The sequence below is a fragment of the Streptomyces sp. 12E genome, assembly GCF_055633275.1.
Genome location: NZ_JBVNCJ010000001.1, coordinates 2,247,081 through 2,267,335, shown reverse-complemented (window position 1 = coordinate 2,267,335; position 20,255 = coordinate 2,247,081). Strand labels below are relative to the sequence as shown.

At 70.9% G+C, this 20,255-nt stretch carries 18 protein-coding genes; 13 read left to right on the top strand and 5 right to left on the bottom strand.

Annotation, left to right across the window (positions count from 1 at the left end):
• Positions 1-74 precede the first annotated feature (74 nt).
• Both ACZ8ZB_RS10675 and ACZ8ZB_RS10670 read left to right on the top strand, forming a co-directional pair.
• Entirely contained in the window at positions 75-551 is a 477-nt protein-coding gene (locus ACZ8ZB_RS10675; RefSeq protein WP_470737468.1) for a MerR family transcriptional regulator, read from the top strand.
• Entirely contained in the window at positions 548-1,573 is a 1,026-nt protein-coding gene (locus tag ACZ8ZB_RS10670; RefSeq protein WP_470737467.1) for an aldo/keto reductase, read from the top strand. The genes ACZ8ZB_RS10675 and ACZ8ZB_RS10670 overlap by 4 nt, the downstream gene beginning before the upstream one ends.
• Before the next feature lie 108 nt (positions 1,574-1,681).
• On the opposite strand, the gene ACZ8ZB_RS10665 is transcribed toward ACZ8ZB_RS10670, so the two are convergent.
• The 3 genes from ACZ8ZB_RS10665 to ACZ8ZB_RS10655 all read right to left on the bottom strand — a co-directional run bounded on the left by ACZ8ZB_RS10665 (position 1,682) and on the right by ACZ8ZB_RS10655 (position 4,558).
• On the bottom strand, positions 1,682-2,530 hold the full coding sequence (locus tag ACZ8ZB_RS10665; RefSeq protein WP_470737466.1) for a DUF4429 domain-containing protein: 849 nt from the start codon (positions 2,528-2,530) through the stop codon (positions 1,682-1,684).
• A 66-nt stretch (positions 2,531-2,596) separates the two neighbouring features.
• Positions 2,597-3,814, bottom strand: coding sequence for an alpha/beta hydrolase (locus ACZ8ZB_RS10660; RefSeq protein WP_470737465.1), 1,218 nt, complete (start codon positions 3,812-3,814; stop codon positions 2,597-2,599).
• A gap of 54 nt (positions 3,815-3,868) precedes the next feature.
• Complete coding sequence (locus tag ACZ8ZB_RS10655; RefSeq protein WP_470737464.1) at positions 3,869-4,558, bottom strand: TetR family transcriptional regulator; 690 nt, start codon at positions 4,556-4,558, stop codon at positions 3,869-3,871.
• A gap of 111 nt (positions 4,559-4,669) precedes the next feature.
• On the opposite strand from ACZ8ZB_RS10655, the gene ACZ8ZB_RS10650 reads away from it, so the two are divergent.
• Entirely contained in the window at positions 4,670-6,289 is a 1,620-nt protein-coding gene (locus ACZ8ZB_RS10650; RefSeq protein ID WP_470737463.1) for an MFS transporter, read from the top strand.
• 151 nt (positions 6,290-6,440) lie between these two features.
• On the top strand, positions 6,441-6,749 hold the full coding sequence (locus ACZ8ZB_RS10645) for a small hydrophobic protein (protein ID WP_470737462.1): 309 nt from the start codon (positions 6,441-6,443) through the stop codon (positions 6,747-6,749).
• A 60-nt stretch (positions 6,750-6,809) separates the two neighbouring features.
• On the opposite strand, the gene aceE is transcribed toward ACZ8ZB_RS10645, so the two are convergent.
• Entirely contained in the window at positions 6,810-9,557 is a 2,748-nt protein-coding gene (aceE, locus tag ACZ8ZB_RS10640) for a pyruvate dehydrogenase (acetyl-transferring), homodimeric type (protein WP_470737461.1), read from the bottom strand.
• A 404-nt stretch (positions 9,558-9,961) separates the two neighbouring features.
• Between aceE and ACZ8ZB_RS10635 the strand changes: the two genes are divergently transcribed.
• From ACZ8ZB_RS10635 to ACZ8ZB_RS10610, 6 genes are all read left to right on the top strand, one after another.
• A complete protein-coding gene (locus ACZ8ZB_RS10635) occupies positions 9,962-10,399 on the top strand; it encodes a DUF3052 domain-containing protein (protein ID WP_030218400.1) in 438 nt (145 codons plus the stop codon).
• Between the two features lie 108 nt (positions 10,400-10,507).
• Positions 10,508-10,966: a peroxiredoxin gene (locus ACZ8ZB_RS10630; protein WP_470737460.1), complete on the top strand. Its 459-nt coding sequence runs from the start codon at positions 10,508-10,510 to the stop codon at positions 10,964-10,966.
• Between the two features lie 115 nt (positions 10,967-11,081).
• Positions 11,082-11,657: a calcium homeostasis/redox stress adaptation protein gene (locus ACZ8ZB_RS10625; protein WP_470737459.1), complete on the top strand. Its 576-nt coding sequence runs from the start codon at positions 11,082-11,084 to the stop codon at positions 11,655-11,657.
• 137 nt (positions 11,658-11,794) lie between these two features.
• Entirely contained in the window at positions 11,795-12,370 is a 576-nt protein-coding gene (locus tag ACZ8ZB_RS10620) for a TerD family protein (RefSeq protein WP_470737458.1), read from the top strand.
• A 49-nt stretch (positions 12,371-12,419) separates the two neighbouring features.
• A complete protein-coding gene (locus ACZ8ZB_RS10615) occupies positions 12,420-13,559 on the top strand; it encodes a DUF475 domain-containing protein (RefSeq protein WP_470737457.1) in 1,140 nt (379 codons plus the stop codon).
• Positions 13,560-13,686: 127 nt separating this feature from the next.
• Positions 13,687-14,424: a TerD family protein gene (locus ACZ8ZB_RS10610; RefSeq protein WP_470737456.1), complete on the top strand. Its 738-nt coding sequence runs from the start codon at positions 13,687-13,689 to the stop codon at positions 14,422-14,424.
• A gap of 30 nt (positions 14,425-14,454) precedes the next feature.
• Here the strand turns inward: ACZ8ZB_RS10610 and ACZ8ZB_RS10605 are convergent, their stop codons facing one another.
• Positions 14,455-15,399, bottom strand: a complete 945-nt coding sequence (locus ACZ8ZB_RS10605) for a TerD family protein (RefSeq protein ID WP_470737455.1) — start codon at positions 15,397-15,399, stop codon at positions 14,455-14,457.
• 173 nt (positions 15,400-15,572) lie between these two features.
• On the opposite strand from ACZ8ZB_RS10605, the gene ACZ8ZB_RS10600 reads away from it, so the two are divergent.
• Genes ACZ8ZB_RS10600 through ACZ8ZB_RS10590 form a run of 3 tightly spaced genes read left to right on the top strand, consistent with a single transcriptional unit; the run spans position 15,573 to position 20,244 of the window.
• The gene (locus tag ACZ8ZB_RS10600) at positions 15,573-16,739 is read left to right on the top strand and encodes an HpcH/HpaI aldolase/citrate lyase family protein (RefSeq protein ID WP_470737454.1); all 1,167 of its coding nucleotides are present in this window, start codon (positions 15,573-15,575) and stop codon (positions 16,737-16,739) included.
• A gap of 29 nt (positions 16,740-16,768) precedes the next feature.
• The gene (locus ACZ8ZB_RS10595) at positions 16,769-19,432 is read left to right on the top strand and encodes a phosphoribosyltransferase (protein ID WP_470741459.1); all 2,664 of its coding nucleotides are present in this window, start codon (positions 16,769-16,771) and stop codon (positions 19,430-19,432) included.
• The gene (locus ACZ8ZB_RS10590; protein ID WP_470737453.1) at positions 19,432-20,244 is read left to right on the top strand and encodes an HAD family hydrolase; all 813 of its coding nucleotides are present in this window, start codon (positions 19,432-19,434) and stop codon (positions 20,242-20,244) included. The genes ACZ8ZB_RS10595 and ACZ8ZB_RS10590 overlap by 1 nt, the downstream gene beginning before the upstream one ends.
• Positions 20,245-20,255 lie beyond the last annotated feature (11 nt).

Genomic DNA, 20,255 nt, shown 5'->3' with positions numbered 1-20,255 from the left:
CTGCCTCCACGTCCCGCCCATTTCCCCGGGCGTCGCTTGCCTGGAGCGCACTCCAGCGTTCTAGCGTGGAGGCCATGACGGTGACGGAGACGGAGACGGAGACGACGGGTGCCAGCGCCGACACCTGCGCCGGACCACCGCAGGGAGACCGCCGGCCGGACGGCGAGGACAGGTACACGATCAGCGAGGTCGTCGCCCTCACCGGGCTGACGGCGCACACCCTGCGCTGGTACGAGCGCATCGGGCTGATGCCGCACATCGACCGCTCCCACACCGGGCAGCGGCGCTACAGCAACCGCGACCTCGACTGGCTCGCCCTCGTCGGCAAGCTCCGCCTGACCGGGATGCCGGTCGCGGACATGGTGCGGTACGCGGAACTGGTCCGCGCGGGCGACCACACCTACACCGAGCGTTTCGAACTGCTCCAGCGGACCCGCGAGGACGTGCTGTCCCGGATCGCCGAACTCCAGGGCACGCTCGCCGTGCTCGACCGGAAGATCGGTTTCTACGCGGACGCCGGGCGCGCCCTGGCGTCGGAGAGGACACGATGACCGACATCGGCAGGAACAGGATCGGCACGGCCCCACTGGGCGAGGACGGCCCCCCGGTGGGCGTGCAGGGCCTCGGCTGCATGGGCATGAGCTTCGCCTACGGCCCCGTGGACGCGGACGCCTCCCGGGCGACCCTGGAGCGGGCCCTGGAACTCGGCGTCACGCTCTACGACACGGCGGACGCGTACGGCGCGGGCGACAACGAGCGGTTCCTCGCCCCGTTCCTCAAGGCCCACCGGGACGAGGTGGTCATCGCCACCAAGTTCGCCCTGTCGATCCCGCCGGACGACCCGACCCGGCGGATCATCCGCAACGACGCGCCGTACATCCGCGAGGCCGTCGAGGCGAGCCTGAAGCGCCTGGACGTCGACGTGATCGACCTCTACTACATGCACCGGCGCGACGTGAACGTGCCGATCGAGGAGACCGTCGGCGTCATGGCCGAGCTGGTGCGCGAGGGCAAGGTCAAGCAGCTGGGGCTGAGCGAGGTCACGGCCGGTGAACTGCGCGCCGCGCACGGCGTGCACCCGATCGCCGCCGTGCAGTCGGAGTGGTCGCTGTTCAGCCGGGACATCGAGGCGAGGGTCGTACCGGCCGCGCGCGAACTGGGCGTGACCCTGGTGCCGTACTCGCCGCTCGGCCGCGGCTTTTTGACCGGCTCCTTCGCCGACGCCGACCAGGACCTGACGGCCGACGACTTCCGCCGTCAGATGCCCCGCTTCACCGGCGACAACGCGGCGGCCAACGCGGCCCTCCTGGAGCCGGTCCGCACGGTCGCCCGGTCCCACGACGCCACCCCGGGCCAGATCGCCCTGGCCTGGGTCCACCAGCGGTCGGAGGTCCACCGCCTCCCGGTCGTCCCCATCCCGGGAACCCGCAAGCCGGCCCGGGTGGAGGAGAACACGGCGGCGACGCACATCACCCTGACCGACGAGGAGCTGGCCCTGCTGGAGCCCATCGCGGCCAAGGTGACCGGCACCCGCTACGCGGACATGTCCTTCACCTCCGCCGGAAGGGAGTAGGGGAAACCCTGTCAGGGGCGCGGGGCCGTACCGACGTGCGGCTCCGCCGCGTGGGCGCGGCCGGCCGCGAACGGCCCGCAGCCGAGGACGGACCGCCCCCGGCGAACGCTAGAGCTCCGCGAGCAACTCCGCCTTCTTCGAGGAGAACTCCTCGTCCGTCACCAGCCCCGCCTGGTGCAGCTCCCCGAGATGCCGGATCCGCTCGGCGATGTCCGCGGGGTCACGGCGCGCCCGCGCCGTGGACATCGCCGGCACCGGCGCGCAGTCGCGCACCGCCGCCAGCACGGCCGCCGCGAACGGCAGCGACTCGTGCACGGGCCCGTACCCCAGGCCGAACACCACGGCGGCCGGATCCTGGTCGGCCTGCGCCGGCGGAGCCCCCGCGTCCCGCCGCAGCAACCGCAGATGCCCCTCGAACACCTCCGGGGACCGCCACTCCACCCCGCTCAACTCGCCCACCGGGAACCGCTGGTCACCGGCCTTCCACTTCGCCGACGACGCCCCCGTCCAGAACCACCGGAACGACACCGCCGTACCGTCGAAGGCCGCCTTCCCGTCGTACGCCTTGAACTGCAGCGGCACCTCGGGGGCGGCCACCAGGTGGCGTTCGGCGGGCCCGGACTCGGTGAGCTGCGCGCGCAGTTCGTCGGCGTAGTACTCGGCGAGCGTCTCGCGTTCGGCGGGCAGCACCAGTCGGTAGGGGTCGCTGCTCTCCTTCAGCTGGCCGGAGGCGGCCTCCAGCAGCGGGTCGGCTCCGGGCCGGAGCTCGATCCGCAGGACCACGGTGCCGCGCCTCCCGGGCGTGAGGGTCACCCCCTCGATCGCCTCCAGCGGAACACGCCGCTGCCCGAGCGCCTGGAACAACTTGGGTGTCCGGATGCCCCGTTCGTAACGGATGAGCACGGAGTCGGACCCGAACTCCCAGGCGGCATGAAATCCGGCCAGTACGTCACCCATGCGGCTCATCGTATGCGGCACGAGCTTCTCCGTCCCTTCCCCACGCATACCGCAGTATCTCCGCCTCTACGCGCGTCCGGTAGTGGTCGTACCGGACAGACCCGCCCGGCAGGCGTTCTCCTCGTCCGCACAGGACACCGCGCGGTATGCGCCAACACCGATCCCGGCGAAGTTCCGCAGACTGTCCGTGCCCGGTTCGAAGTACCCGGCGTGCCCCTTCGCCTCCCGTGCCGACAGCACCCGCGCACCGAATTCCGCCGCCACCGGGTCGGCCCCGTGCCCCAGACCGCCGAGCTCCAGATACGGCACGTCCTGGATCCAGTCGTCGGCGTCCCGCATCGCCCACACCCGGGCGGTGGTGCGCAGCTGGGACGCCTTCTCCACCCGCATGCCGGGGCTTCCGGCCACCGCGATGTCGGTCACCCGCTCCGGCAGCCGGTGGGCGGCGACGCCGCACACCACGGAACCGTAGCTGTGGCAGAACAGCGAGACCGGGGCGATCCCGGGCAGTCCGCGCACCAGCGCGTCCAGCCGCAGCGCGCCGTCCTCCGCGCGCATCGCCGTGGCCGCGTCCATGCCGAGCCCGCTGGGGGCGGTGTAGTCGGCCCAGGCGATCACGGCGGTACGGGTCGAGGGGGCGGCGTCGCGTTCGGCCGCGTACAGGGACCTCGCCATGCCGACGGGGGCCGAGTGCTTGCGCCGGGTGCGCTGGAAGGTGAGCAGGTCGGTGCCGACGCCGGGGACGACGACCGAGATCCGCTCGGCCCCGCGCAGGTCGCCGAAGACCTCGGCGACCCGGCCGGAGCCCGCCGGGTCGAAGGCGAGGACGCGCCGGCCCGGCCGCATCAGCGCCTCGAAGCGGTCCAGCCTGCGGGCGGCCTGCCGCTTGCCGGAGGGGGTGAGACGGCTGTCGTGCACGCGTTCCATCTCGACCTTGCGGGCCTGCCCCAGCGCGATGCGGTTGGCGCGGTAGCGCAGCTGGACCGGCGCGCCGTTCATGTTGCCGACCGCGAGCGGATAGCGACGGGCGAGGTCGGCACGCTGCCCCTCGGTGAGCGAGGCGAAGAAGCGGGCCAGCCGGGCGGGCGCCGACTGCGGGTCCGGCAGCCGGTGACCGGCCAGCCGACCGTTCTCCCAGGCGCTGAGCGACGCCTGGAGCGGAGCGGGACGGCGCTGGTGGCGCAGTGTGGTCCAGCCCGTGGTCGCCAGCATCACGAAGACGACGGCGAGCGCGAGCAGCGCGCGCCGGACGTTCGGTTGCGGGGAGGTGTCGAAGGAAGTCACTGAAAGGACACACTAGGAGAACGGGCGTGTCTCGCGTGGGTCAAGTGATCGGGATCACGTTTCGCGGTGTCGATCCGGGGATCGATCCGTACGCCAGTTCTCCGCGAGCGCCGGTCCCACATGGTCCAGACAGACCGTCATCAGGCCCCGCATGGCCGCCGCGCTGAAGTCGTTCCCCGCGGACCAGCGCCGCTCCGCCACGCGGACCACCCCGCCGAACGCGGCCACCAGGATCCTCGGCCGGGGGTCGGCGTCCGCGTCGAGTCCCTCGCGCTCGGCGACGATGCGCGCCAGCTCCTCCTCCAGCTCCGTCGCGCGGCGCAGATGGGCGGCGAGCAGGGCGGGCGTCGACTCGATCACCCGGTAGACGCGCATGTGCAGTTCCAGGGGGACGAGTTGTTCGACGGCCTCGGTGATGTCGTCCCAGCTGTCCAGCACGGCCCGGCGCAGCGCCTCCAACGGCGCCTCGCCCGGCGGGCGTCCGCGTGCGGCCTCGACGACGCGTGACTCCGCGAGCCGGGGGACGAAGAACGCCACCTCCTCCTTGCTCGCGAAGTAGCGGAAGAAGGTGCGCTGCGAGACGTCGACGGCCGCGGCGATGTCGTCGACGGTCGTCCCCTCGTACCCGCGCGCGGCGAACAGCTCCAGCGCGGCCCGGACCAGTGAGTCCCGTGTGCGCTGCTTCTTGCGCTCCCGCAGACCCGGCCGCGGCGGCGCGCCCACGACGGTCCCGACCGTCTCCATGGTTCCTCCTCGAACTGTTTCCCCAGTTCAGGCTATACGCGCATGTCGTGTCAGTGACCGACTGGTGAATTGGTTTGTCAACTGTCAGCGGCTGTCATTAATGTCGAACGCATGACTAGTCAGACCACCATCGACACAACGGGGCCGGGGGACGGCACGCCGGACGCCCCGTCGGGCGGGGCCCCGGGCAAGGGGCTGCGCGGGCACCCCTGGTTCACCCTCTTCACCGTTGCCGTGGGCGTCATGATGGTGGCCCTCGACGGCACCATCGTGGCCATCGCGAACCCGGCCATCGGTGACGATCTGGACGCCACCTGGTCCGATCTCCAGTGGATCACCAACGCGTACTTCCTCGCCCTGGCGGTCTCCCTGATCACCGCGGGCAAGCTCGGCGACCGGTTCGGCCACCGGCAGACCTTCCTCATCGGTGTGGCGGGCTTCGCCGCCTCCTCGGCCGCCATCGGGCTGTCCGAGGGCATCACGATGGTCATCGTCTTCCGCGTCTTCCAGGGTCTGTTCGGCGCACTGCTGATGCCGGCCGCGCTCGGCCTGCTGCGGGCCACCTTCCCGGCCGAGAAGCTCAACATGGCGATCGGCATCTGGGGCATGGTCATCGGCGCCTCCACCGCGGGCGGCCCGATCCTCGGCGGTGTCCTCGTCGAGCACGTCAACTGGCAGTCGGTGTTCTTCATCAACGTGCCGGTCGGTGTCCTCGCCGTCGCGCTCGGCGTGTGGATCCTGCTCGACCACCGCGCGGAGAACGCGCCGCGCTCCTTCGACCTGCTCGGCATCGCCCTGCTGTCCGCAGCGGTGTTCTGCCTCGTCTGGGCCATCATCAAGGCCCCGGAGTGGGGCTGGGGCGACCTCGCGACCTGGGCGTTCATCATCGGCTCCGTGGTCGGCTTCGGGCTCTTCGCCTTCTGGGAGACGAAGGTGAAGGAGCCGCTGGTCCCGCTGAACCTCTTCCGTTCCGTCCCGCTGTCCGCGGGTGTCGTGCTGATGGTCCTGATGGCCATCGCCTTCATGGGCGGACTGTTCTTCGTCACCTTCTACCTGCAGGGCGTGCGCGGTCTGGGCCCGGTCGACGCCGGTATGCGCCTGCTGCCGCTCACCAGCATGATGATCGTCGGCTCGCCGCTCGCCGGTGCGATGATCACCAAGGTCGGCCCGCGTGTCCCGCTGGCCTTCGGCATGGCCCTCACCGCGCTCGCCATGTACGGCATGTCGACGCTCGACACGGACACCGGCGGCGTCGCGATGTCGCTCTGGTTCGCCCTGCTGGGCCTCGGCCTGGCCCCCGTCATGGTCGGCGCCACCGAGGTCATCGTGGGCAACGCGCCGCTGGAGCTGTCCGGCGTCGCCGGTGGTCTCCAGCAGGCCGCGATGCAGGTCGGCGGCAGTCTCGGTACGGCGGTGCTGGGCGCCGTCATGGCCTCCAAGGTCGACGGCGACCTCCCGGGCAACTGGGCGGACGCGGGTCTGCCGCAGCTTCCCCCGGAACAGATGGAGCAGGCGGCGCTGGCCGTCCAGAAGGGTGGCGCCCCGGTGGCCGAAGGCACCCCGCCGGAGATCGCCGCGAAGATCACCGACGTCGCCCACGACACCTTCATCTCCGGCATGAGCCTGGCGTCCCTGGTCGCCGCCGGAGTCGCCGCCGTGGCGGTGCTGGTCGCCTTCCTCACCAAGCGCGGTGAGAACGCGGAGGCGGGCGCGGGCGTCGGGCACATCTGACGGACCGTGCGACCGGGTCGTTCCGCGTGCGCGCCGCCGGACCGAAGGGGGGCGGCGCGCGTGCGGCGGCCCCCTCCTGCCGTCCGTACGGCGTGAATTCACCGCCGAAGCGGGGGTACCCGACCTGTCAACCAACCCTCGCAGGGAGTTGATGATGGCGAGCTTCGGACACGGTACGCGCAGGGACCCCCGCACACGTGGCCGGACGTGGTCACGGTCCGGGCCGGATCGCGCGACGCTCGGGATCATCGGAGCCATCTGCGCGGTCGCCGGTTTCTTCGTGCTGGGGATCATCCTCGGCCCGGTGGCGGTCGTCTGCGGCTGGCTCGCCATGGGCCGCAGCTGGGCGGGCTCCCGCTCGATGCCGGCCCTGGTCGCCCTCGTCCTGGGCGCCATCGACACGCTCCTGGCCGTCATCTGGCTGGCGGGAGCGACCACGTCGGGCTACTCGATGTTCTGACGCGGCGTCATGGGAGAGGCCCCCGGCGGGACGCCGGGGGCCTCTCCCTGGGCGCGGGCCCTACGCGTCGCCTCCCGCGGCCCCCGGGTCCGCCGCGGCCACGTCCAGCAACTGGTACCGGTCGATCGCCTGCTTCAGCACCGACCGGTCGACGTGTCCCTCGCGGGCCAGCTCCGTCAGCACCGCCACCACGATCGACTGCGCGTCGATGTGGAAGAACCGCCGCGCCGCCCCCCGCGTGTCCGCGAACCCGAACCCGTCCGCGCCCAGCGACTGGTACGTCCCCGGCACCCAGCGCGCGATCTGGTCCGGCACCGACCGCATCCAGTCGGAGACCGCCACCACCGGCCCCTGCGCCGCCGCGAGCTTCCGCGTCACGTACGGGGTGCGCTGCTCCTCCTCCGGGTGCAGCAGGTTGTGCCGCTCGCAGTCCACCGCCTCGCGCCGCAGCTCGTTCCAGGAGGTGGCCGACCAGACGTCGGCCCTGACGTCCCACTCCTCGGCGAGGATCCGCTGCGCCTCGATCGCCCACGGCACCGCCACCCCGGACGCCAGGATCTGCGCGGGGAACGAACCCGCCGTGCCCTCGCTGAAGCGGTAGAGGCCCTTGACGATGCCCTCCGCGTCCACGTTCTCGGGCTCGGCGGGGTGCTGGATCGGCTCGTTGTAGACGGTCAGGTAGTAGAAGACGTCCTCGCCGTGCGGGTGCTGCTCGTCGGAGCCGTACATCCGGCGCAGCCCGTCCTGCACGATGTGCGCGATCTCGAACCCGAACGCCGGGTCGTACGCGACGCACGCTGGGTTCGTGGACGCCAGCAGCTGCGAGTGGCCGTCCGCGTGCTGGAGACCCTCACCGGTCAGCGTCGTGCGCCCCGCGGTCGCACCCAGGACGAAACCACGGGCCATCTGGTCGGCCATCTGCCAGAACTGGTCGCCGGTGCGCTGGAAACCGAACATCGAGTAGAAGACGTACACCGGGATGAGCGGCTCGCCGTGGGTGGCGTACGCCGATCCCGCGGCGATCAGCGAGGCGGTGCAGCCGGCCTCGGAGATGCCGTCGTGCAGCATCTGGCCGTTCGGCGCCTCCTTGTAGGCGAGCAGCAGCTCCCGGTCCACGGACTCGTACTGCTGGCCGAGCGGGTTGTAGATCTTCGCGCTCGGGAAGAACGAGTCCATGCCGAACGTGCGGTACTCGTCCGGTGCGATCAGCACGAACCGCTTGCCGATCTCCTTGTCCCGCATGAGGTCCTTGAGGAGACGGACGAATGCCATGGTCGTCGCGATGGACTGCTGGCCGGAGCCCTTCTTCACGGTCGCGTACGTCTTGTCCTCGGGCAGTCGCAGCGGCTTCGACCGCACCACCCGCGTCGGCACGTACCCGCCGAGCGACTTGCGGCGGTCGTGCATGTACTGCATCTCCTCGGTGTCCGGGCCCGGGTGGTAGTAGGGCGGCGGGCCGGACTCGAGTTCCTTGTCGGAGATCGGCAGGTGCAGTCGGTCCCGGAAGTGCTTGAGGTCGGTGACCGTCAGCTTCTTCATCTGGTGCGTGGCGTTGCGGCCCTCGAAGTTCGGGCCCAGCGTCCAGCCCTTGACCGTCTTCGCGAGGATCACCGTGGGCTGGCCCTTGTGCTCGACCGCCGCCTTGTACGCCGCGTAGATCTTGCGGTGGTCGTGGCCGCCGCGCCCCAGGTGCAGGATCTGGTCGTCGGTCATGCCCTCGACCATCGCGCGCAGCCGGTGGTCGTCGCCGAAGAAGTGGTCGCGGATGTACGCGCCCGACTCGGTGGCGTACGTCTGGAACTGGCCGTCCGGCGTGGTGTTCATCTTGTTGACCAGCACGCCGTCGCGGTCCTGGGCGAGCAGCGGGTCCCAGGTGCGGTCCCAGACCAGCTTGATCACGTTCCAGCCGGCGCCCCGGAAGACCGACTCCAGCTCCTGGATGATCTTCCCGTTGCCGCGCACCGGGCCGTCGAGCCGCTGCAGGTTGCAGTTGACGACGAAGGTCAGGTTGTCCAGGCCCTCCCGCGCGGCGAGGGACAGCTGGCCCAGCGACTCCGGCTCGTCCATCTCGCCGTCGCCGAGGAACGCCCACACGTGCGAGCGCGAGGTGTCCGCGATGCCGCGCGCGTGCATGTAGCGGTTCATCCGCGCCTGGTAGATCGCGCCGATCGGGCCGAGCCCCATCGACACGGTGGGGAACTCCCAGAAGTCCGGCATCAGCCGCGGGTGCGGATACGACGACAGCGCGTACGGGGCCTTCGACTTCTCCTGGCGGAAGCCGTCCAGATGCCGCTCGCTCAGCCGGTCCAGCAGATACGCGCGGGCGTAGATGCCGGGGGAGGCGTGCCCCTGGAAGAAGACCTGGTCGCCGCCGTCGCCCTCGTCCTTGCCGCGGAAGAAGTGGTTGAAGCCCACGTCGTACAGCGAGGCGGAGGAGGCGAAGGTGGCGATGTGGCCGCCGACCCCGATGCCCGGCCGCTGCGCGCGGGAGACCATCACCGCGGCGTTCCAGCGGGTGGCGTTGAGGATCTTGCGCTCGATCTCCTCGTTGCCCGGGAAGAACGGCTCGGCGCGGGTCGGGATCGTATTGACGTAGTCCGTGCTGCGCATCTCGGGGACGGCCACGCGCTTGGCGCGGGCACGCTCGATCAGTCGCAGCATCAGGTAGCGGGCCCGCTCCCGGCCGCGCTCGTCGACCGCGGCGTCCAGGGAATCGAGCCACTCCTGCGTTTCCTCGGGATCGAAGTCAGGAACCTGACTCGGAAGGCCGCCAATGATGATCGGGTTGCGATCGGATGCGGAAGCCACGCTGTTCCTTACCTGTCAGAGGGCCGTGGGGCGGGCCGCCGTCCTGCCGGTACGGCCCGGGTTGCGCCGCTCCCCATGCTCCACCTCGGGGCCGTCGGCGTCATCTCTACCGGGAGGTAATCCGCGGGCGCGACCAGTACGGTGTTCATAGGGCTCGTCCATTCGAGTCTTCGCACACATAGACGGTTCCCAAAGGGCCAAACGGGGCACAAAGGTGTGGCGTGCGTCACTTCGGGCCATGATGGTGTGCCTGGAGTTGCGGTGACCCGGCCAGGATCGTCACCGTTTCGGCGGTCTGCACGGCCGGGTACTTGCGCGATCCGTCCCGCCCGTGTGGACTACGGCCAATGCTTCGCGCACGCGCGTGGCTGAGTTATTCCCAAGACATGATCAGGAGGCAACCCGTGAGCGCGACCGCGGACCACGCGGAGGAGCGGACGAACCCTGCCGCCAGGCTGGGGTTCCAGCCCGGGCAGGTGGTCCAGGAGATCGGCTACGACGACGACGTCGACCAGGAGCTCCGCGAGGCCATCGAGGGCGTCATCGAGAGCGACCTCGTCGACGAGGACTACGACGACGTGGCTGACGCCGTTGTGCTGTGGTTCCGCGACGACGACGGCGACCTGACGGATGCGCTGGTGGATGCCACCACGTACATCGAGGAAGGCGGGGCGATCCTGCTCCTCACGCCGAAGACGGGCCGTTCGGGCTACGTGGAGCCGAGCGACATCTCGGAGGCCGCCACCACGGCGGGCCTGACGGCGGCCAAGAGCGTCAGTGTGGGCAAGGACTGGAGCGGCAGCCGGCTGGCGACGCCGAAGGCGGCCAAGTCCAAGCGGTGAACCACCCCGGACGGGCCGGTCGCGTCACGCGTCGGCCCGTCCGTCGGCCTGCCGCGCTCCCTGCGTAGGGTGGTCGGAGCGAACCACTCCGAAGGGACGGACGCGACGATGGCGATCCAGGTCGGCGACAAGGCCCCCGAATTCGAACTCAAGGACAACCACGGGGCGACCGTGAGGCTGTCCGACTTCCGCGGGCGGAAGAACGTGGTGGTGCTCTTCTACCCGTTCGCCTTCACCGGCGTGTGCACCGGCGAGCTGTGCGAGGTCCGCGACCAACTGCCGCAGTTCTCCGAGCGCGACACCCAGGTGCTCGCCGTCTCCAACGACTCCATCCACACCCTGCGCGTCTTCGCCGAGCAGGAGGACCTGGAGTACCCCCTGCTCAGCGACTTCTGGCCGCACGGCGACGTCTCGCGCGCGTACGGCGTCTTCGACGAGGACAAGGGGTGCGCCGTGCGCGGGACGTTCATCATCGACAAGGAGGGCGTCGTGCGCTGGACCGTCGTCAACGCCCTGCCGGACGCCCGGGACCTGAACGAGTACGTCAAGGCGCTCGACGCCCTGTGATTCTCCGGTCGCCGGGCCTGCGGCGACCGGGAACCCGTCACTAGGATCGACTCGTTGATCCGACATCCGACGCACGACGGGGCACCCCGCCCCAGGACACACCAATGGAGGACTCGTGGGAGTCAGCCTCAGCAAGGGCGGCAACGTATCGCTGACCAAGGAGGCGCCGGGCCTGACCGCGGTCATCGTCGGTCTGGGGTGGGACATCCGCACCACGACCGGTACCGACTTCGACCTCGACGCCAGCGCGCTGCTGCTGAACAGCAGCGGCAAGGTCGCCAGCGACGCGCACTTCATCTTCTTCAACAACCTGAAGAGCCCGGACGGCTCGGTGGAGCACACCGGCGACAACCTCACCGGTGAGGGCGAGGGCGACGACGAGCAGATCAAGATCAACCTCGCCACGGTCCCCGCCGACGTCGAGAAGATCGTCTTCCCGGTCTCCATCTACGACGCCGAGAACCGCCAGCAGTCCTTCGGCCAGGTGCGCAACGCGTTCATCCGCGTCGTCAACCAGGCAGGCGGGGCCGAGATCGCCCGCTACGACCTGAGCGAGGACGCCTCCACCGAGACCGCCATGGTCTTCGGTGAGCTGTACCGGCACGGCGCGGAGTGGAAGTTCCGCGCCATCGGCCAGGGCTACGCCTCCGGCCTGCGCGGCATCGCGCAGGACTTCGGTGTGAACGTCTGAGACGGACACGCCCCGGGCGGCCACGCCCGAGCCCGGCCGCCTTCCGCGGCCGCACCGCCCGGCGCCGCACGGTTTACGTGCGGCGCCGGACGCACAGGACCACCTTGAGAAACACCGACCGGAGGGGGACCAGCATCATGGGCGTCACGCTTGCCAAAGGGGGAAACGTCTCCCTGTCCAAGGCCGCGCCGAACCTCACGCAGGTCATGATCGGACTCGGCTGGGACGCGCGCTCCACCACCGGAGCCGACTTCGACCTCGACGCCAGCGCGCTGGTGTGCAGCGGCGGCCGGGTCATGGGGGACGAGTGGTTCATCTTCTACAACCAGCTCACGAGCCCGGACGGCTCGGTGGAGCACACCGGTGACAACCTCACCGGTGAGGGCGAGGGGGACGACGAGTCTCTGCTGGTCGACCTCTCCACGGTGCCGGCCCAGTGCGACAAGATCGTCTTTCCGGTCTCCATCCACATGGCCGACGAGCGCGGCCAGACCTTCGGCCAGGTCAGCAATGCCTTCATCCGCGTGGTGAACCAGGCGGACGGCCAGGAACTCGCCCGTTACGACCTGAGCGAGGACGCGTCCACCGAAACCGCGATGATCTTCGGTGAGCTCTACCGTTACCAGGGTGAATGGAAGTTCCGTGCGGTGGGACAGGGGTACGCGTCGGGATTGCGGGGCATCGCTCTAGACTTCGGAGTCAACGTTTCGTAAAGCCGATCACGGCAGCGGGGGAGACCCGTCAACACACCTGGGGTAGCCAGTGGTTCTGAAAACCTTCGGCTGGTCGTTCGCGGTCACCGCGCTCGGCCTGGTCGCAGCGATCCTCTTCGGGGGGTGGACCGCCTTCGGAATCGTGGCGATCCTCTCGATCCTCGAGATCTCGCTGTCCTTCGACAACGCGGTGGTCAACGCCGGGATCCTGAAGAAGATGAACGCCTTCTGGCAGAAGATCTTCCTCACCATCGGCATCCTGATCGCCGTCTTCGGCATGCGGCTGGTCTTCCCCGTCGTCATCGTCGCCGTCAGCGCCCAGCTCGGCCCGATCGAGGCGGTCGACCTCGCGCTCAGCGACAAGGACCGCTACCAGGAACTGGTCACCGACGCCCACCCGGCGATCGCCGCGTTCGGTGGCATGTTCCTGCTGATGATCTTCCTGGACTTCGTCTTCGAGGACCGGGACATCAAGTGGCTGGGCTGGCTGGAGCGCCCGCTGGCCAAGCTGGGCAAGGTCGACATGCTGTCGGTCTGCATCGCGCTGATCTTCCTGATGATCTCCGCCATGGCCTTCGCCACCCACGCCCACCAGCACGGCGGCGCGCACGTCGACAAGTCCTCCACGGTCCTGCTCGCGGGCGTCGCCGGCCTGATCACCTACCTGATCGTGGGCGGTCTGTCCGGCTTCTTCGAGGACAAGCTCGAGGAGGAGGAGGAACGCGAGCACGAGGCCGAGGAGCAGGCCGCGCGCGAGGGCAAGCCGAAGTCGGCGGTCGCCCTGGCCGGCAAGGCCGCGTTCTTCATGTTCCTCTACCTTGAGGTGCTGGACGCGTCCTTCTCCTTCGACGGAGTGATCGGTGCCTTCGCCATCACCAACGACATCGTCCTGATGGCCCTGGGCCTGGGCATCGGCGCCATGTACGTCCGTTCGCTGACGGTCTACCTGGTCCGCCAGGGCACCCTGGACGAGTACGTCTACCTGGAGCACGGCGCCCACTACGCCATCGGCGCCCTGGCGGTGATCCTGCTCGTCACCATCCGGTACGAGATCCACGAGCTCGTCACCGGCTCCATCGGCGTCATCCTGATCGGCTGGTCCTTCCTGTCCTCCGTCCGCCGCAACAAGCGGCTCGCCGCGGCCGAGGGGAGCGCCGGCGACAAGACCGAGGTCCCCTCCGGGGTGTGACAGCCCTCCAGGTGAGGAACGCTCTTCGACGGGGCGGCTCCGAGGACCACTCCTCGGAGCCGCCCCGTCGGCCGTCCGGGAGCCCCGGCGGCCCGAGCGGGGTTCGGCGACTGGACTTGGGGCGGGAATGGGTTTCCTGGACGGACTGCGGCGCGGACGTGAGAGCGCTTTCGACTCGGGCAGCGCGGCCAGCAACGCCATCGAGCTGACCAAACGGCACGGTCAGGTGTCCCTGACCAAGCAGGGGGCGGCCACCGGCCATCTGCGGATCAACCTCAGCTGGCGGATGCGGACCTCCGACTTCGGCGGCTCCCAGCGGGAGAGCCTGCTGCGCCACCCCTTGAAGGCGCTCAAGCCGCCGGAGGTGGTCGGCCACAGCCAGTCCATGGTCAACGTCGACCTCGACCTCGGCTGTCTGTACGAGCTCCAGGACGGCACCAAGGGCGTGGTCCAGCCCCTCGGCGGTCTCCTCGGCGACGTCAACGCCGCGCCCTACGTCAAACTCAGCGGCGACGACCGGTTCGGGTCGGGCTCGGGCGAGACCATGTACGTCAACCTGGACCAGCGCGAGAACATCAAGCGCCTGCTGGTCTTCGCGTACATCTACGACCAGACGCCCGCGTTCGACCGGACGCAGGCCATGGTCACGCTCTACCCCAGCCACGGCCCGCGGGTCGAGATCGGCCTCGACGAACGCCACCCCCAGGCCCGCTCCTGCGCCGTGGTGATGATCGAGAACGTCAAGGGCGAGATCCTCGTCCGCCGCGAGGTGAAGTTCGTGTACGGGTTCCAGGCGGAGCTGGACCGGCTGTACGGGTGGGGGCTCCAGTGGGGGAGGGGCTTCAAGAGGAAGGCCGATCGCTGAGGAGCCCCTGATCGCGTGGGCGCCGGTCCGCTAACGCCCGATGAACTGCGGCCCCTGCGGCGGAAGCCGGAAGTCCGGGTCGGGGGAGGCCGCGGCCGGCGGCGGGAAACCGTATCCGGACGGCGCCCCTGCGGCGGCCGCGGCGGGTGCCGGCGGATAGCCGTAGGCGGGCTGGGCGGCCGGGTGCGGATAGCCGTAGGCCGGCTGCGGCGTGGCCGCGGGCTGCTGCGGCGGATAGCCGTACGCGGGCTGCGCGGGCACCCCCGCCGGCCGCTCCGGCGGCAGTGGCCGGGACACCTCGGGCGTCGGCGGGACGAGCGGGGCCTGCGGCTGCGTGAGGGCCTCGGAGGAGGTGCGGTCGGCGGCCGGCACGTGCGCCGTCGGCGGCGGCTGCTGGGTGACGTCGGAGGGATCGGGCTGCTGCGCCGCCTCCGACTCGTCCACCGAGATGCCGAAGTCGGTCGCCAGGCCCTCCAGACCGTTCGAATAGCCCTCGCCGAGCGCCCGGAACTTCCAGCCCTCCCCGCGCCGGTACAGCTCACCGCAGATCAGCGCGGTCTCCTCACCGGTCTCCGGCTTGACGTCGAAATACGCCAGCGCGTCCCCGTCGGCGGCCTGTGCGTCGTACAGCAGGATGCGCAGGTCCCGTACGCGGTCGAAGGTGACGTCGTCCGCCGACGCGACGAGCAGAATCCGGTCGACACCGGACTCGACACCGGTGAGATCCGCCTGGATCGTGTCGGCCAGTCCCTCGGCGACGCGCTTCTTGCCGAGCCGCCACACCTGCCCGCCGGGATGCCGTGGCTGGTTGTAGAACACGAAGTCCTCGTCGGAGCGCACACGACCGTCGGGGCCGAGGAGCAGCGCGGAGGCGTCGACGTCCGGCACCCCCTGCCCGGGCGACCAGCGCAGCACGGCACGTACCGTGGTGGCCTCGAGAGGGACGTTCGACCCCTTGAGCATCGCGTGCGTCATACGGTCATCCTGCCTTCTCCGTCCTGGTCACGACAACGTGGGGGGTTGGTGCCGACATGGCCGGGTTACCTGAAGTTCACGCCCCGCGGGAACCGTCGACATGGATCCCTACGTACTATTACCGGCCACCTTCCGACATTCCCGAGATTCCAGAGAGGCCACGGGGGAGTTCCATGCGTCATTTCGGGCATATCGCCCCTGCGGTGCGGAAACGTCTCTTCTACCGGGAGCCCGTCGAGTTCACGCCGGCTTCCCCGGCCCGGCTGCTCTCCGCGGCCCTCGGCGCCACGCTCTACAGCCCGGCGACCCGGCCCCGGCTCGCCGACGACGTCGTCAAGCAGGGCGGACGCGGTGTGGTCTCCATGGTGCTGTGCCTGGAGGACTCCATCGACGACGCCGACGTGCCCGCGGGCGAGGAGAACCTCGTACGGCAGTTCGCGGACCTGGCCGGACGGCCCGGCGCGGAGCCGCCGCTGCTGTTCATCCGGGTCCGCACCCCCGAACAGATCCCCGACCTCGTCCGGCGCCTCGGCCCCGCCGCCTCGCTGCTGTCCGGATTCGTGCTGCCGAAGTTCACCGCGGAACGCGGCCTGCCGTTCCTGGAGGCGCTGACCACCGCCGAGGCCGAAAGCGGGTACCGGCTGTTCGCCATGCCGGTGCTGGAGTCGCCCGAGCTGCTCTACCGCGAGTCCCGCGTGGAGACCCTCGAGGGCATCTTCCGCGCCGTCGACAAGTACCGCGACCGCGTGCTCGCGCTGCGCCTCGGCGTGACCGACTTCTGCTCCTCCTACGGGCTGCGCAGGGGCCCCGACATGACGGCCTACGACGTCCAGGTCGTCGCCTCCGTGATCTCCGACGTGGTGAACATGCTGGCCCGGGCCGACGGCACGGGATTCACCGTGACGGGGCCGGTCTGGGAGTACTTCCGGGTCCAGGAACGCATGTTCAAGCCCCTCCTGCGGCAGAGCCCCTTCCACGAGGTGAAGGCGGTCGCCCTGCGCGAGAAGCTCATCGAACACGCCATGGACGGACTGCTGCGCGAGATCGCCCTCGACCGGGCCAACGGCCTGCTGGGCAAGACCTGCATCCACCCCTCGCACGTCCTCCCCGTGCACGCGCTGTCCGTCGTCAGTCACGAGGAGTTCAGCGACGCCCAGGACATCCTCCGGCCGGAACGCGGCGGCGGGGGTGTCCTCAGATCGGCCTACACGAACAAGATGAACGAGGTGAAACCGCACCGCGCCTGGGCCGAGCGGACCCTGCTGCGCGCCGAGGCCTTCGGCGTGGCCAACGAGGACATCGGCTTCGTGGAACTGCTCGCGGCGGGCCTGGCCGAGTGACCGGGACGGAGAAGGCTGTGAACGAGGGGATGCGCCGCCCGGCGCGTCACGGGGACCCGGCCGGCGGGGACACGTGGTCCGGCAGCTGGGTCACGGAGCGGCTCGGCGTCGAGCTGGCCGGGGACGAGAGCCTGCCCGGGCTGCTGGGGCTGGCGCTGCGCCGCAACCCCAAGCGGGCCCACCTGCTGGTCTCCAACGTCCTCGGCAAGCACGTCCCCCAGTCGCCGGCCGTCGTGTACGGCCACGGCGTCGCACTCGGCCGCCGGGTGCGCGAACTGCTGGGTGACACGGCGGAGGACGCGGTGGTCCTCGGCTACGCCGAGACCGCGACCGGCCTCGGCCATTCCGTCGCCGACGGTCTGGGCCCGGCCCCGTATCTGCACTCCACGCGCCGCCCGGTCGCGGGAACGGCCACCGCCGGGGGCTTCGAGGAGTCCCACTCCCACGCCACGTCCCACCTGCTGCTCCCGGAGGATCCGCGGCTGCTGGCCGGGGACGGTCCGCTGGTCCTGGTCGACGACGAGTTCTCGACGGGGAACACGGTGCTGAACACCGTCCGGGATCTTCACGCGCGGTATCCGCGGGGGCGGTACGTCGTGGTGGCCCTCGTCGACATGCGTTCGCCCGCGGACGCCGGCCGTCTGGACGGGTTCGCCCATGAGATCGGGGCGCGGATCGACCTGGTGACGACCGCGTCGGGCACGGTGCGGCTGCCGGACGGCGTCCTGGCGAAGGGGCAGGAGCTGGTGGCGCGGTACGAGAGCGCCGCGGGGGGCGGCCGGCCGGCTGCGACCGCGCCGGTGCCGGCCGCGCGGTTCCCCGCGCCCCTGAAGGGTGCCGCTGCTCCCGCGAGCTTCGAAGCCGACGCCCGGACGGACTCCCCAGGGGCGCGGGGCGCAGCCGGATCCGCGGCTACCGCCGCGCGGGCGCGATCGCCCCAGGACGGCCCGCACCCGGACGACAGGCGCGCCACGCGAGTGGACCTGCGCTGGCCGGACGGCCTCCCCGACGGCGGCCGCCACGGCTTCACCCCCGCGCACCGGGCCCGCCTCGAATCCGCACTCCCCGGCATGGCGGCCCGCCTCGCGGCCGCGCTCCCCGACGACGCGCGCCGCGTCCTCGTCCTCGGCTTCGAGGAGCTGATGTACGCCCCGCTGCGCCTGGCGGGCGAGCTGGAGCGGACCGTCCGCGCCGACGTACGCTTCTCCACCACCACCCGCTCACCCGTCCTCGCCGTCGACGACCCCGGCTACGCGATACGCACCCGTCTGGTCTTCCCCGCCCATGACGACCCCGCCGACGGCCCCGGCGAGCGCTACGCCTACAACGTCGCCGGCGGCGGCTTCGACGCCGTCGTCGCCGTCGTCGACTCGACTGCCGACACCCCCGCACTGCACGCGCCCGACGGCCTGCTCGCCCGGCTCGCCGCGCACACCCCGCAGGTCCTCCTCGCGGTCGTACCGTCGTACGTGCCCGCGCCGCAGGACACCGCCCCCCAGGACGCCCGACCGGACGCCCCCGAAAGGCCCGCCACCATGCTGCCCGAGCCCCTCAGAGGCCCCGCCTTCTCCTCGTACGCGCCCGAGGAGGTCGGCTGGCTGCTCCAGGACCTCTCGGACGTGACGCTGGAGGCGCCGACCGAGGAGCGCGAGGAGGCCATCCAGAGCGGCGGCGCCCACTACGCGGAGTCGCTGCCCGTGGAGTACCAGCCGAGCGAGCAGTACCAGGAGCTGTTCCACGCGGCCCTGAACGAGTCGGCGGCCCGCCTGGCCCACGCGGTGGGCGTGGTCACCGAGACCGTGCTCGCCGAACGCTCCCCCCGCCCGGTGCTCGTCTCCCTGGCCCGTGCGGGCACCCCCGTGGGCATCCTGATGCGCCGCTGGGCGCAGCACCGCCACCAGCTCGACCTGCCCCACTACGCGGTGTCGATCGTCCGCGGCCGGGGCATCGACGCCAACGCGCTGCGCTGGCTGGCCGCCCACCACGACCCCCGGGACGTGGTCTTCGTCGACGGCTGGACCGGCAAGGGCGCCATCACCCGCGAACTCGCCCAGGCCGTGGAGGAGTTCGAGAAGACCGAGGGCGTCACCGGCTTCGACCCGGAGATCGCGGTCCTGGCCGACCCCGGCTCCTGCGTCCGCACCTACGGCACCCGCGAGGACTACCTGATCCCCTCCGCCTGCCTCAACTCCACGGTGTCCGGCCTGATCTCACGCACCGTGCTCCGGGCCGACCTGGTCGGCCCGGAGGACTTCCACGGCGCCAAGTTCTACCGCGAACTCGCCGGCGCGGACCTCTCGACGGCCTTCCTGGACGCCGTGTCCGCCCGCTTCCCGGAGGTCGCCGACGCCGCCTGCGCCCGGGCCAAGGAACTGCTCTCCGCCGACCGCACCCCCACCTGGGAGGGCTGGGCGGCGGTCGAGCGCATCAGCGAGGAGTACGGCATCCACGACGTGAACCTCGTCAAGCCCGGCGTCGGCGAGACCACCCGGGTGCTGCTGCGCCGGGTGCCCTGGAAGGTGCTCGCCCGGAGCGGAGCCGGCAGCGACCTCGACCACGTACGCCTCCTCGCGCAGCAGCGGGGCGTCCCCGTCGAGGAGGTCGACGGACTCCCCTACACCTGCGTCGGACTGATCCACCCCCGTTACACCCGTGGTGCCACCGGCGCCGACGGCAAGGCGGTGACCGGCTGATGCCCGTCATCGTCGCCAGCGACCTCGACCGCACGCTCATCTACTCCGCCGCCGCCCTCGCCCTGACCATGCCGGACGCACGGGCGCCCCGGCTGCTGTGCGTGGAGGTCCACGAGAGCAAGCCCCTTTCCTACATGACGGAGACGGCGGCCCGGCTCCTCACCGACCTCGGCGACGAAGCCGTGTTCGTCCCCACGACGACCCGCACCCGCAAGCAGTACCAGCGCATCAACCTCCCCGGCCCGCCGCCGACCTACGCGATCTGCGCCAACGGCGGACACCTCCTCGTCGACGGCGTGTCCGACCAGGACTGGCACGCCCGGGTGCTCGCCCGCCTCGCCGACGAGTGCGCCCCGCTGTCCGAGGTGCAGGACCACCTGCTGCGGACCGCCGACCCGGTCTGGGTACGCAAGCACCGGGTCGCCGAGGACCTCTTCGCCTACCTGGTCGTCGAGCGGGAACTGCTGCGCGAGGAGTGGGTGAAGGAACTCGGGGAGTGGGCGGAGAACCGCGGCTGGACGGTCTCCCTCCAGGGCCGCAAGATCTACGCCGTGCCGGTGCCCCTCACCAAGAGCGCGGCCATGGAGGAGGTGGCCCGCCGCACCGGCGCCGATCTCACCCTCGCCGCCGGCGACTCCCTCCTCGACGCCGATCTGCTCCTCGCCGTGGACCGGGGCTGGCGCCCGGGCCACGGCGAACTCGCCGACGCCGACTGGACGGCCCCCGGGATCAGGGCTCTGCCCGAGCGGGGCGTCCTGGCGGGCGAGCGCATCCTGCGCGAGTTCCTGCGGACGGTGCGCTCGCCCCGGTGAGACCGTACGGT

Bases quoted from the DNA above. Each gene is read 5' to 3' on its own strand.
- ACZ8ZB_RS10675 (WP_470737468.1), top strand. From the start codon at position 75: ATGACGGTGACGGAGACGGAGACGGAGACGACGGGTGCCAGCGCCGAC.
- ACZ8ZB_RS10670 (WP_470737467.1), top strand. From the start codon at position 548: ATGACCGACATCGGCAGGAACAGGATCGGCACGGCCCCACTGGGCGAG.
- ACZ8ZB_RS10665 (WP_470737466.1), bottom strand. From the start codon at position 2,530: ATGGGTGACGTACTGGCCGGATTTCATGCCGCCTGGGAGTTCGGGTCC.
- ACZ8ZB_RS10655 (WP_470737464.1), bottom strand. From the start codon at position 4,558: ATGGAGACGGTCGGGACCGTCGTGGGCGCGCCGCCGCGGCCGGGTCTG.
- ACZ8ZB_RS10650 (WP_470737463.1), top strand. From the start codon at position 4,670: ATGACTAGTCAGACCACCATCGACACAACGGGGCCGGGGGACGGCACG.
- ACZ8ZB_RS10645 (WP_470737462.1), top strand. From the start codon at position 6,441: ATGATGGCGAGCTTCGGACACGGTACGCGCAGGGACCCCCGCACACGT.
- ACZ8ZB_RS10630 (WP_470737460.1), top strand. From the start codon at position 10,508: ATGGCGATCCAGGTCGGCGACAAGGCCCCCGAATTCGAACTCAAGGAC.
- ACZ8ZB_RS10620 (WP_470737458.1), top strand. From the start codon at position 11,795: ATGGGCGTCACGCTTGCCAAAGGGGGAAACGTCTCCCTGTCCAAGGCC.
- ACZ8ZB_RS10610 (WP_470737456.1), top strand. From the start codon at position 13,687: ATGGGTTTCCTGGACGGACTGCGGCGCGGACGTGAGAGCGCTTTCGAC.
- ACZ8ZB_RS10605 (WP_470737455.1), bottom strand. From the start codon at position 15,399: ATGACGCACGCGATGCTCAAGGGGTCGAACGTCCCTCTCGAGGCCACC.
- ACZ8ZB_RS10600 (WP_470737454.1), top strand. From the start codon at position 15,573: ATGCGTCATTTCGGGCATATCGCCCCTGCGGTGCGGAAACGTCTCTTC.
- ACZ8ZB_RS10595 (WP_470741459.1), top strand. From the start codon at position 16,769: ATGCGCCGCCCGGCGCGTCACGGGGACCCGGCCGGCGGGGACACGTGG.
- ACZ8ZB_RS10590 (WP_470737453.1), top strand. From the start codon at position 19,432: ATGCCCGTCATCGTCGCCAGCGACCTCGACCGCACGCTCATCTACTCC.